Origin of the sequence: Neolewinella aquimaris, from assembly GCF_014197245.1 — a bacterium.
In the GTDB taxonomy this organism is placed as follows: domain Bacteria; phylum Bacteroidota; class Bacteroidia; order Chitinophagales; family Saprospiraceae; genus Neolewinella; species Neolewinella aquimaris.
The window spans coordinates 922,683-935,323 of record NZ_JACIFF010000001.1; the positions used below are offsets into that span (position 1 = coordinate 922,683).

At 58.7% G+C, this 12,641-nt stretch carries 9 protein-coding genes; 5 read left to right on the top strand and 4 right to left on the bottom strand.

The annotated features are described in order from the left end of the window. Positions 1-3 precede the first annotated feature (3 nt). The 3 genes from coaE to GGR28_RS03665 are packed head-to-tail and all read left to right on the top strand — an operon-like array spanning position 4 to position 3,682. Positions 4-606: a dephospho-CoA kinase gene (gene coaE, locus GGR28_RS03655; protein ID WP_183494350.1), complete on the top strand. Its 603-nt coding sequence runs from the start codon at positions 4-6 to the stop codon at positions 604-606. 58 nt (positions 607-664) lie between these two features. After that, positions 665-1,276, top strand: a complete 612-nt coding sequence (locus tag GGR28_RS03660; RefSeq protein ID WP_183494351.1) for a hypothetical protein — start codon at positions 665-667, stop codon at positions 1,274-1,276. Positions 1,277-1,327: 51 nt separating this feature from the next. Then, positions 1,328-3,682 (top strand): choice-of-anchor B family protein, encoded by a 2,355-nt coding sequence (locus GGR28_RS03665; protein ID WP_183494352.1) that lies wholly within the window; start codon positions 1,328-1,330, stop codon positions 3,680-3,682. A 13-nt stretch (positions 3,683-3,695) separates the two neighbouring features. On the opposite strand, the gene GGR28_RS03670 is transcribed toward GGR28_RS03665, so the two are convergent. Next, positions 3,696-6,389 (bottom strand): prolyl oligopeptidase family serine peptidase, encoded by a 2,694-nt coding sequence (locus GGR28_RS03670; RefSeq protein WP_183494353.1) that lies wholly within the window; start codon positions 6,387-6,389, stop codon positions 3,696-3,698. Between the two features lie 140 nt (positions 6,390-6,529). On the opposite strand from GGR28_RS03670, the gene GGR28_RS03675 reads away from it, so the two are divergent. Further along, positions 6,530-6,694 (top strand): hypothetical protein, encoded by a 165-nt coding sequence (locus tag GGR28_RS03675; protein ID WP_183494354.1) that lies wholly within the window; start codon positions 6,530-6,532, stop codon positions 6,692-6,694. Positions 6,695-6,714: 20 nt separating this feature from the next. Here GGR28_RS03675 and GGR28_RS03680 read toward each other — a convergent pair whose 3' ends face one another. Continuing rightward, the gene (locus tag GGR28_RS03680; protein WP_319936697.1) at positions 6,715-8,052 is read right to left on the bottom strand and encodes a M24 family metallopeptidase; all 1,338 of its coding nucleotides are present in this window, start codon (positions 8,050-8,052) and stop codon (positions 6,715-6,717) included. 58 nt (positions 8,053-8,110) lie between these two features. Here GGR28_RS03680 and GGR28_RS03685 point away from each other — a divergent pair, with 58 nt between their 5' ends. Then, positions 8,111-9,931 carry a hypothetical protein gene (locus GGR28_RS03685; protein ID WP_183494355.1) on the top strand — a complete coding sequence of 607 codons (1,821 nt, stop codon included), beginning with the start codon at positions 8,111-8,113 and terminating at the stop codon, positions 9,929-9,931. Here GGR28_RS03685 and GGR28_RS03690 read toward each other — a convergent pair. Together GGR28_RS03690 and GGR28_RS03695 are read right to left on the bottom strand one after the other, a co-directional pair. Beyond that, positions 9,915-11,780, bottom strand: a complete 1,866-nt coding sequence (locus tag GGR28_RS03690; RefSeq protein WP_183494356.1) for a glycoside hydrolase family 113 — start codon at positions 11,778-11,780, stop codon at positions 9,915-9,917. The genes GGR28_RS03685 and GGR28_RS03690 overlap by 17 nt on opposite strands. Further along, entirely contained in the window at positions 11,777-12,616 is an 840-nt protein-coding gene (locus tag GGR28_RS03695; protein WP_183494357.1) for a glycerophosphodiester phosphodiesterase family protein, read from the bottom strand. Before GGR28_RS03695 ends, GGR28_RS03690 begins: the two co-directional genes overlap by 4 nt. Between the last annotated feature and the right edge of the window lie 25 nt (positions 12,617-12,641).

Sequence of the window (12,641 nt, forward strand, 5' to 3'; positions counted from 1 at the left end):
GCTATGGGCGCAAAACGCATCGGCATTACGGGCAACATCGGGGCGGGGAAAACAACGGTTTGCCGGGAGTTCGAACGCTTAGGGGTGCCGGTCTACTACGCCGACGCCCGGGCTAAAGTGCTAATGGTCGACGACCCCCTGCTGAGGGGTTCAATCGCCGAACGGTTTGGCGCAAACTCCTATACCCCCGAGGGTCAGTTGAACCGCTCCCATTTGGCTGACCGCGTGTTTGGCGATGCGGCTGCCCTGGCTGCACTGAACGAACTCGTTCACCCCGCCGTCGCCCGCGATGCGGCCGCCTGGCATACGCAACAAACCCACCCCTATACCCTCCACGAAGCGGCCATACTGTACGAGATTGGTGCGGCTGGTGCCTACGACGGAATCATCGTGGTAGCCTGCCCCCAAGAGATTCGCTTCGATCGCGTGATGGGTCGGGATGGCGTCGATCGCTCCGCCGTCGAGTCGCGCGCCGCCCGCCAGTGGAGCGATGAGGAAAAAGAAGCCGCTGCCGATTACGTGATCCGCAACGACGGACAGCGACTGATTCTTCCCCAGGTGCTGCGTGTGGATCGGTTGATCCGCGAGGGCGCTACGACAAACTAGTCCGTTCGCACTTATTCGGCGCGTACATCGTTTATCCGGAACCCAAGCAATCCTTCCCATGCGCTACCTGATTTTACTTTGCTGTCTCCCGCTCTTCATTGCCTGTGCCGCAGAACTGTCGCCGGATGAGATAGACCGGCAGTCGGCCTACTCCTTTCCGGCCCGGCCGGGTGAGGCCGATCAGTTTCCCATCGCGACCGAGGAAGACACCCTGCCCCTCCCGAAGGCTTCTGCTAACGATAGGGTGTCCACCCCGCCTGGTGCTCCTGCTCCTACCCCTTACGGACTAACCATTGAGGAGGAGCCGAAGACATACGATGGATCGAAGGGCACTTCCGAGACCGCCGCTGCTCCCGCGCTTGCCGCCCAAAAACTGTTGACGGGAAAATGGGTGAATGCCGAGGACGGGCAGGAAATGGTGGAGCTTACCCCGAGCCACTACAAAACCTTCTACGAAGGCAGCCTGCTGGTACAGGAGGATATGACCTTCTACGCGAGCTGCCCCAGTGCCTGCAGCGGAGGCAAACCTACCAATCAACCCTGCTTTACGATATCCGGACCGGCCCAGACGGATTGCTACGGTATCGTACGGCTAAACGAGGAGGTACTGGAGCTGCGCATGCTGGGCGTCAGCAACGAAACGGTGGTTTATCGGAGGGCGGACGAATAATTGAATACCTAAACGCCCCCGCGGACGGTTAATAGGGGACACGAATTCTCTATGCGACCAATATTTACCCTCCTTTTACTCCTTTCCTGCTTTTTCCAGCCCCTTGCCGCCCAGTTCAATGCGACCCTGATCTCCAACCTGAACTACGACGACGGAGTCAACGACATTTGGGGATATACCGCTCCCGACGGCACGGAATATGCCCTCGTCGGCCTGAACCGCGGTGTGTCGGTGGTCTCCCTCGCCGATCCCAAAAACCCAGTCGAAGTAGGACGCACCACGGGAGTTGACAACCCCTGGCGGGACATCAAGACCTACGGAACTTACGCCTACGTGACCGCCGACCGCGGTGAAGATGGACTTACGGTAATCGACCTGAGTAATCTTCCGGAATCCATCAGCTTCGAGCATCACCTTTACACCGTCCCCGGCTTCGATAAGCCGTTCGCGCGGGCCCACAACATTTACATCGATACCACAGCTGCCCTTGCCTTTACCGCCGGTGGCGACGGCAACGTGAACGCGGGCGGCATTCTGATCTTCGACCTGAAGGCGAACCCCGCCCACCCGCCGTTGATTGCCATGGGACCCAGCATCTACAGCCACGATGTGTACGTGCAGGATAGCATCATGTACACCTCCGATATCTCACGGGGGGAACTGTCCATTTATGACATTCGCGAACTAGACGACATCAAGCTGCTGGGCCGTACCCGCACACCCTTTGCCTTCACCCACAACGCCTGGACCAACGCCGAGGCAACCACGGTCTTCACCACCGACGAGAAGTCAAATGCATCGGTTGCCGCCTACGACATTCGTGATTACAACGACATCAAGCTGCTGGACGAATACCGTCCGCTGTCCAGTCTCAATACCCGGACCATTCCCCACAACGTGCACGTGATCGATGACTATTTGTCGATCAGCCACTATACCGATGGCCTCCGCGTGGTCGACGCCAGCGATCCCTCTAATTTGATCGAAGTGGCCAACTACGACACCTGGCCTGGAGCGAACGGGGGATACAACGGCAACTGGGGCGCCTTTCCCTTCCTACCGAGCGGTCTTACCTTGGTCAGTGACCGAAGTACCGGACTTTACGTGATTGACGTAAATTATGTGCGCGCCGCACGCCTTGAGGGAACCGTGACCGACCGCTGGTCGGGTGCGGGGGTCAACAATGCAATGGTCCACATCACGGCCGATCAACTGAACGAGGGCATGACCGACGCGTTGGGCAGCTACAAAACGGGTCTTGCAACGGCGGGCACCTACCGGGTAATCGCTACCGCAGCCGGATACCTACCGGACACCCTCGAAGTCACGCTAACCAACGGTACCCGGACTCAGCTCGATATCGTGCTCGAGCCCATCCCGACCTTCAGCGACGTAACGCTGACCGTAAAGAGTAGGCGCAGCGGCCTTCCCCTGGACGGCGCGGTAGTAAAACTCCAGGCCGAGGAACGCGACTACACCCAGACAAGCAGTACCGCGGGCAGCATCAAACTCGACAGCGTGCAGGAAATTCCCTACACCATTTACGTGACCGCGTTCGGTTACCTGCCCCGCACGATGGATGGGGTGGCCTCCACGACCATTAGCGGTTCCGTTATTTTGCTCGATGAAGGGTATGCCGATGGCTTCGTGACCGACCTCGGTTGGAAGGCCACGGCTTCCACCGAAGCAGGCTGGCAACGCGTTCGGCCGGGTGAAGCGGACGAGGTGTTTGGCGACGACGGTCCCGGCAGCGATTCGGCTAATGACCTGGGAGACTTCGCTTACCTGACGGCCATTGCTCCGGATGCGGACGAGGACGTCGTGACCACGCTGGAATCACCCAATCTAGACCTTAGCGATTATACCTCGGGAGCTACCCTATTCCTCGATTACTTTCTTTCTGGCGGAGATAGCCTCGTAGTAAGCGCACGGGACAAAACCGGTGAACTGAACCGCCTCGCTGCCTATACCCGCCCCACGAATGGCTGGAAATCTGATAGCCTGACGCTTCCGCGGGGTGTCGTTTTGGAAGATTCCTCGACGGTGGTGATCAGTGCGAAGAGCGGGGCCGGCAGTGTAGCATCCTCGGTAGTCGGGTTTGACAATTTTCGTATCCTGCGCGGTGAGCTATCTACCGGCACCCGCTCCTACCCCGAACTCCTTTCCTTCTCGGTACTGGCTTATCCGAATCCAACCACCGCTTCGTTCACCTTACAAATAGACGACCCGGAGGTACTGCGGGCCGATCTGAGGGTTTACACTGCGAGTGGACAGTTGATTCATCAGCGCGTCATTAGTGGAAGTGACCCGATCACCTTCGGCGCTGACCTGCCTTCCGGCCTGTACTTCGCCACCCTACGCGCTGATGGTCGAGCGCCCAGGACGCTGAAATTGCTTAAGCGCTAGATTGAAAGTTGTCCTACCGCTTGGCCTGATCGACCACTACCCGTAGTCCGATGTGGTCCGATGCGGGGACTTCGTCTCCACCGGTCGAATCCACGAAATCGTAGGCACTGTAGCCGTAGTGTCCGGTTCCCGAAGTGTACTCCGCTACGTTTCCGCCGACGTCGTACAGCTTTACCTTTCCGACCTGTACGGGTGCGAAGCTACCGACCGGCTTGATCAGGGTGGTACGCAATTCGTTGACCTTCCTGCGCAGATCAGTCACTTCGTCGCGGGTGATCTCGTATCCGGCCCAGAAATTCAGGGTGTTCTCCTTGGCTCCGACCTTGCGCGCCTGTTCCTGCAGCTGCTTGGCTTCTTTCTCATTCGGCATTCTGGCCTGCCGGCCCATCTTTTTGCTTAGCCAGGCCAGGTACGCTTCGGCCTGTGGCCGGGTGAGTTCAGCGGGCAGGTTGCCGCCTCCCACGGTCACCGGGTACTGGGGGTCGAAGGCCGCGTACTGGGCGGCCGTCAGTTCAAATCGGGCAATGGAGATGGTATCCGCACCGAGCGAGACGAGTTCGGGAAGCAGGATATCGTCCTCGTACTGTCCGTAGAGTTCATCGTGTTTGGCTACCGTGTCTTTCTCCAGGAGTTGTGCCAGGGGGCTTCCTTCCTTAAGGGCGGGGTTGTCCTTGCTGTCCTTTCCGAAAAGGTAGGTGTCGATCCAGGCCAATTCTTCCTCCATCTTCCGCTTTTGGTGGGTGATCCTCTGGAGACCGTGGGGCTGGCCCGGGAACCAGAGGAACCGAACGGGGGCCTGGGCGATTTGCTGGAGCGCCCGGTAGTATTCCCAACCCTGATCGCGGGGCACCGCCCGGTCTTCACTACCGTGAAAAATGATGGTCGGCGTCTTCACCTTTTCCATGTCAAAGAGGGGCGACTTGATCAGGTAATTCTCGTTGTAGTTCTTTCCGTTGGTATCGTCCCACGGTGCTCCCCCAAAGTAGCTTTGGTCGAAGCTTACGCCAAAACTGCAGGTGCCGAAGTCGCTGGTCCAGTTGACGTCCCCCGCGCCGGGGCAGGCCACTTTGAAGCGGTCCGGATAGCGTACAGTAAGCATCGTCGTAAGGATGGCGCCGTTGCTCCACCCCATGCTGCCCAGACTATCGGGGTGTACTTTCCCCTCGGCGATCAGCCGGTCGATGCCGGCGGTGATGTCTTCCATCTCCGGCTCGTAGTAGTTCTGCTTGATGCTCTCGACGTAGCTCAGTCCGTGGTTGCTCGAACCGTGGTAATTGGGCTTTAGTACGAAGGCGCCCCGCTGGCTCAACAGTTGGGGATAGGTGCTCCAGCGCTCGCTCCAACGGTCCAGGTCGGCACCGGAGGGCCCGCCGTGAATGCTCAGCATCAGGGGATATTTCCTACCCTCCCGGTAATTGGCTGGGTAGTACAGGATGCCGCTCACCAGTTCGCCTTCGTATCCCTCCCACTCGATTACTTCGCTCCGGGCAATGGACTTCTTTTTGAGATTCTGGTTAAGCTTCACTAACTCCTCCGGGTTCTTTACGGCGTCTCCGGTAAAGTCAGCGACGAAGTAGGTTGGTAGGCGGGATGCCGTAGAGTACTGAAACACAACCTTTTTACCATCCTCACTGAACGCCATCAGGCTGACGTGGTCCGCCAGGGTATCCAGATCGATGTCCCGGCGCTTCCCCCCCGGTCGGTAGATGGCCTGACGCATGGTGGCGCGGTTGGCCAGACTTGCCACCACGTCGTTGCCGACAACGGTAATGTCTTCGACGCCGTTCTCCCAGTCCAGTTCGACGGCTTGCGGCTCCGTACCGTTAACCGGCAGGTAGTAAAGCTGACCGATGCCCGCGCCGTCCCACTCCGGGTCGCTGCTTTTGGTGGCGGTGAAGTAGAGCCTTTCTCCACTAAGGGAAAACTGCAGGTTGCGGGGCCCCTGCAGACCGGTAAAGATCCGTCGCTCGGTACCCGTAGCCAATTCCTTCAGGTAGTACTCGCTCTTAGGTTGAGCGTCCGCCGCCTGGTGGGGGCTCCCCTTCAGCACGTAGGCCAGGTACTTGCCGTCTCTGCTTACGCTGTACCCGCCGACGGGTTTCACGTTTTCAGTCAGGCGGGTGCTCTGTTTTTCTTTGAGATCGTACGCATACAGGCGATCGATCTTCCAGCTACTGGTGTCCTCGATCACCACTACATCGTCCTTCTTTTCCTCGAGCTCCTGTGCGGTAAGCGTCTTGCCCTCGTAGCTGACGTAGGCCAGGGTATGCTCGTCGATCCACTGGGGGTCCGAGATTCCGTTCTTAAACTCCTGTACCTCCTGGGCTTCGCCCCCGTACACGCTCATTTTCCAGAGCTTTTTGCCCTCATCCCTGCCGCTGAGGAAGTAGATGTCCTCGCCGTCGCGGCTGAAGACGGCCGAGTGATCGCTGTCGTCGCCGGTAGTAAGCCGAACCGTGCGGAATTCGCCGTCCTTGCGGCTATCCAGGCGGGTTAGGTAGAGGTCGTGGACGAATTTATCCTTTTTCTTGTCCTCGGCCGCCCGTTGTTTGCTCCACAGGACCATGCTTCCATTGGGAGAAAACGACACATTGCTCACGTACTCGGTGTGGACGATGTCGTCAACCGTCCACTTCGCGTCATCCGTCTGGGCGCGGACGCAGGAGCAGAGCAAAATGGCTAATAGCGCAGTAAGTCGGTAGTTCATTCCGTCGTATTTGTGGTGAAGGTAAATGTACACGATTATCCTGCGCAGCAAAATCGCACTACCGTATTTAAATCAAATTATTTGTTATTTAATATTCAAACAACAAAATGTTTGTATATTTATGGAACAAACTCCCCGTGATGACCGCCACTCCTCCCCGTTTCTCCAGTGCCCGTTTCCTCCAGCCGGTGGGCCGGAATACCGCCTACGCCACCCTGCTGAAAATCGCGAACGACCGCCAGGCTACGCTGCGACAGATCGGCAATGCGGACGGGCGTACCGATAGCGGGCCGACCGCTGCCTGATCATCGAATGATTTCAATCTCTATTTTTGGCGGGGAACGAGGTACAGCTCCTCCTGACGGCCATTGATGTAGGTGAACCGGTCGCCGTCCCAGAAGCCATCCTCCTCCAGCATGATGCGTACATCTTGTTGCCACTCCTCTAGGTAGGTGCGGTTGTTCAGCTCGATGCTGTATGCCGTACGGGGGTAGATCGGATAGTCGCCGTTTACCGGTACGCCCTCCTGCATATCCCACAATCCGATCGTCGGTCCGGCACCGTGGCCGTGGTAGCCGATGGGGTGAGAGTAGATTGTCGGACGTAGGCCTTCCTCCCCCGCCGTCGTTAGTGTGTTTTGAAGCAATTCGTTGCCCGTGCGGCCGGTACGGAAGCCTTCGGTTAGGATATCCATCAGCCTTAGACCCTTCCTGTGGGCGGCCAACAGGTATTCCGGCGCCGCGGTTTCTCCGGGACGGAGGATGTAGGCATTTTGCTGGGTGTCCGTATTGAGCCCACAGTAGGTTATCCCAAAGTCGCAGTGCAGCAGGTCTCCCGGCCGGATGATCTCCGCTCCGGGGCGTCCACCGAATCCGTAGAGTTCCTGTTCCTGTGCGCGTTGCACGTCGACCGTTGGGTGGAACCACGTCGTCAAGCCAAGTTCACGGACCCGTTCCCGGAGGTACCAAACGACGTCTTCGGTGGTGGTCACGCCTGGCTGAATGACCCGTTCGCTAAAGGCCTCCGCGATAATCTCGTGCGCGATTTGCATAGTTTGGCGGTACACGACCATCTCGGCGGGAATTCGGGTTTCTAGCCATCCGATGGCCAGGCGTTCGCCGTTGACGATTCGATCGGAGTACGGCTTCGGTACCACCTCCAGGAGCCGGTCGTAGTGGTAGCTGCTTATCCCATCCGCTAAACCGAAGGAGGCACTGCGATTGACGGCTATTTTCTGGGGATTGCGCGTAGTGATGATTTCGGCAAGCCGCGCCCACTGGTCGGGCTGCTGTTCCTGGTCCCAGGCCTTTTTAAATACCTCACCTACGTCGTAGCGCGCGCACGCCAGTGTTTCCAACGGTTGTCCCTCTCCCGGATCATAAACGACCAGCATGGTGGTGCGCCGGGCACCCATCCAACTGCTCGGAAGCATGGTCCTCACCACCGCATCTTCGTTGTACTCCCGGGTGATCATAATCCACATATCGATGCCCTCTCGGCGCATTAAATCCGGTACGACGGTGGTGAACCGTTCCTTCAACCAGTCGTCCCGCAGCATCCCCTGCTGCTCGAGCGATAGGATCAGGGGCATGCCGGACTGCGTCATGACGGTACCGGAGAGAAAAAACAGGATAGAGAGCAGTAGAAAAGTAGTACGGACCACGGGAAAGATTTTGTGGCCGGCTAAAGTACGACTACCCAACTTCCTTACCTTCGCGAGAGTGAAGCGCTCTTCGATCCCCGTACTGTTGGTCTGTTACCTCATCATCGTCGTCGCGCATCTGTACTATCCAAAGTGGGCGCAGGCGGGCGGTGAGGCGACCCTGAGTTACGACGTGTCCGGATACTATATGTACCTGCCGGCCACCTTCATTTACGGTGACCTGAAGCAAGTTGCTTTCCTTCCTGAGGTAATAGAGACTTATCACCCGACCAGCGACCCCTACCAAACCTTCACCCATCCCGGCGGCAATGAGGTGATGAAGTATAGCCTGGGGCAGGCGATCATGTACGCGCCCTTTTTTGCCATCGCCCACGCGTATGCCACCGTTGCGGACGACTATCCGGCCGATGGATTCTCTTGTCCCTACCAGTTAAGCATCTCGCTGGGGAGTTTACTGGTTGCGTTTCTTGGACTGTTTTGGTTGCAACGCGTGCTGCGACGGTACTATTCCTACCGGACCGTCGCGGTGACCTTGCTCATCATCACCCTGGCTACTAACTACCTCAACTATTCGGCCATTGACGGAGCGCTGACGCACAACTACGAGTTCACGCTCTATGCGCTGCTGCTGTTGATGACCTCCCGCCTGTACCGACACCCAAGGGGCGAGCGGGAAGTCTTCCCCGTTGGACGGTGTCTGGGAATCGGGCTTATTCTGGGCCTGATGGCACTTACGCGGCCTACTGAAATTCTTGCGGTCGTCATCCCCCTCACCTGGGGTATGCGGGTGGGAAAGGGAGAATGGAGCAAGCGCCTACAGTTGCTTCGCCGCAATCTTTCCCGCATTTTGGTGGCCGCCGTCGGGTGCCTTGCCGTGGGATCGCTGCAGCTGTTTTACTGGAAGTACGTCACCGACGACTGGATCGTGTACAGCTACCAGGACCAGGGCTTCGACTGGTGGCAGCCCCACCTCATCGACGGCCTGTTCAGTTACAAGGCGGGCTGGCTGACTTACACCCCGGCCATGTGGATTGCCGTACTCGGATTTCTACCGCTGTACCTCCGTAGGAAGGGGACGTTCATCGCCCCCCTGCTGCACTTTCTGCTGTTTATCTACGTGGCCTTCGCCTGGAGTGTGTGGTGGTACGGGGGCAGCCTAGGACAGCGGACGATGGTTCAGGCCTACCCCGTGCTGGCCTTCCCCCTGGCGGCCGGCGTATCGTGGGCCCTGCGCCGGGGCAAGGTGGTTCGGTACGTTTTCATTGCCGCCGTCGTATTTTTTGCGGCGCACAATCTCTGGTTTACCCACCAGGCCCACCGGGGTGGCTTACTGATGATCGAGTGGATGAACCGGGCCTATTACTGGCGTACGCTTTTCACCTTCGGGGTCGACACCGACGACCAGCTGCTGCTCGACAATCCGGAATTTTACCGTGGCACGCCGCACCGAATCGACACCCTGTATACCAATCCCTTTGACTCCCTCAGTCCGGTGCCCTGTGCCACGGAGCCAATCAGTGGCGCGGGATCGCTTTGCCTTTCGGGTCCGCGCGACGCCAGTGAGGTGTACTTCATCCCGGGCACCTACGCCGGTCGCCAGTGGATACGTGCGTCCGTCGATTGCAGCATCACTGCGCCCCGCTACGGCGTTCACTATTCGACCCAGTTCGTCCTGCGCTTTTACCGCAACGGAGAGCAAACCAAGGAACGCGTCATCCGTATGCACCGGGTGCTGAATGAGGAAAACAACCGGAGCGTCCTGATCGAGGCCCGGGCTCCGAAGGATGGGGCCGATGCCGTGTCGGTGCACTTCTGGAACGGGGGGGCGGATCAGCCGTCTATTCTGCTCGACAATCTGGTAGTCACTGCCCTGGAGTAAGCTTTTCGCGGTCTATGCCACGGTAGAAGTTGCCCAGAAGCTCACCCGCCGGCTTGCCGCCCGGTGTGAACCCCGTATTGGTACTCCTGCGGCCTTCGTCGTGCCCGAGGTAAGAGGGCCACTTCCAGATGAACATGCCCCGCAGGCGCTCGGAATTGAGGCTGGCGGTGAGCAGTGCATCGTAACAGCGGGCCTGGTCCCTTAGGCTGGCCGACCGCTCGCCCGCCTCCGCGTGCGGATTCAGCCACGCCCGCTCGACGGATCGGAACCCGACTTCCGTCAGCCACAGGGGCCGGTCAAACGCTACGCTCACACTATCGGCCAGGTGCATCCACGTTTCGGCACCGGCACGAAGTTCGGCATCGGTCGGCCGGTCGCTGGTCGACAACGGGTAGTAACTGTTCAGTCCGATGGCGTCGAGGTCCGCCCAGAAGGTTAGTTGCTCGAATTCCCGTCCCCAGTTTGCGGCATACGTCAGCTTGCCCGAATACACTTTCCGCAGATCAGCAATGATCGACCGCCAGGCATCCGGGTGGCCAAGGGTGGTTTCCACCAGTTCCGTACCGATGCAGAGGGCTTCCACTCCCTCCTCCTCGGCCATTTTACCGTAGTGCATGATCCAGTCGCGGTAGGCCCGGAAAAATTTGTCCCACTTCTCCTCGCTTTCAAAGTTTACGTCGCCCGGCCAGCCCCCACTGACCCAAATCTGGGGCTTAAGCAGCACGAAGCAATTTCGCTTCCTGGCTTCCCGAATCGCAAACCGCACCGCCGGGTCGTTTTCCGAACCCGCCCCATCGGGTACGGGTAATTCACCCACCTCACCGGCCTGCCGCATGAAGGTGTACGGCACGATCGCCACGGAGTTAACGTGCATCCGTTGCAGGCTATCCAGCGAAGGGCCGATCCCGGAACCGCCGTACCCATTGTATACCCGGTACCCCTCATGGGCGACGGTCATCCCCCGTAGAAAGCCTTCCACTGGAATCCGCTTACGGGGTCGGTGGTCGAGGTGGTCCGGCACGAGGTGTAAGTCCCGGCCGCTGACCTGGTACGCCTCCATGTTTCCGCGCCAGAGTCCGATTCGTTCCACGCTTGGGTACAAATAGACCCGGGAGACGTCGGACATGACTGCCGGGTCCGCCAATAGGGTATCGGCGATTTTGGTGAGGCGTTCCGGCATTATTGGTCCGTCCATGGCGTAAAAAGCGACTCCATCCCGGTCCAGTACAGGCTTCGTGGAGGCCTGTAGGGTAATTTCTTCATCGGTAGCCAGCGTCCAATCGCTTCGCCCGGCGTAATCCCCCATTCGGCGGGATCCGTTGTCGGCAAGGATTTCGTAGGCCCACCGGCCCCGGAACACCCCGCCCCATTCCGAAGGAAGTTCGCGGAGGTACCGTACTATCCGCTCCGTATCTACGCTTAAGTATAGCGACACTACCGAGGGCATAGTATCCCTGACGGTCAGTGGATTAAGGTAGCCGTTCAGTATCATTAGTTCATCCGAGTTAAGGGTGAACGGTTCGCCGAATGCGCGTTGGGGCAAATCTGCCAATTGATCCGGCAGGTGGTCACCAAAGATGATCGTCGGCAGGGACGGATCGATGTCAGCACAGCCGACGACCCGCACGTCCACGTCTGCACTACTTCTGCGGGCCAGGCTATCAATGTAATTAACGAGACCGGCTGACTCGCTGCATACCACGAATTGCCAGCTCTCCGCCCGCATGGCTGCGCGCTGGACCTCCCGACGCCCGGGTGAAGTTTCGGACGACGCCGGAATTTCTGCGCGGTGACAGCTCACTGCACCTGCGATCCCGCATAAAACCATGGCCTGGAAAATGAATCTCATCGGGTTTTCTTTAGTGCTGCTGCGATTCGGTTGGGGTAGTCCGTGATGATGCCGTCCACGCCCATTTCACGCAATTCCCGCATCCGCGGGACCTCGTTGACCGTCCAGGGTACAACGCGCATTCCGAGGGAGTGCGCCTCCGCTACGATGGACCGAGTCAACCTGGCCTCCCACGGACTGTAGGTGACGGGCACGAAGCCTAGCTTACTCATTTTCCGCTTCACTACGCCGGGGTCTTCATCTAAGTAAGCCAACTGAATACCCGGATACCCCTCGTGAATAATGGCCAGCGTGGGGGGATCGAAGCACTGTAAGTTAACCAATTCCGGTTTGCCCCAGGCCAGGACATCCGCTACCACGAGATCGACGAGGGTCTTGCGATCCGGCACCAGTTCGGGTTCCCAGTCTGACTGGTACTTCAGCTCGATGTTGTAGCGCGGAGAGGGCCTTTGCTGCTGTACGCAGTAGCGGTCGACCGCCGCGAATACGGCCGCCAGGGTCGGCTTACGGGCGGGTCGGCGTGCTTGTTCGGGGAAGCGCGGGTGAGGACGCGTACCGCAGTCGTAAGCTGCGATCTCATCGGTGGTTAGTTTGCGCAGACTGATCACTTCCGTTATCTCCTCACCTGCCGGAGTCAGGCATATTTCGGCCTCCATGAAGGGATCGTGGCTGACGATCACGCGGTCGTCCGCCGCTATCACTACATCCAGTTCAAGCGTGACCACTTCGGGATAGCTGAGAGCGCGGAGAAAGGAGGGTATGGTATTTTCCGGAAGCAGGCCGCGGGCACCACGGTGTCCCTGCCAGTCGAAGGATGTAGGAGCGGCGTTTGGCATGTGGCGTTTATGACAGCTAGGCAAC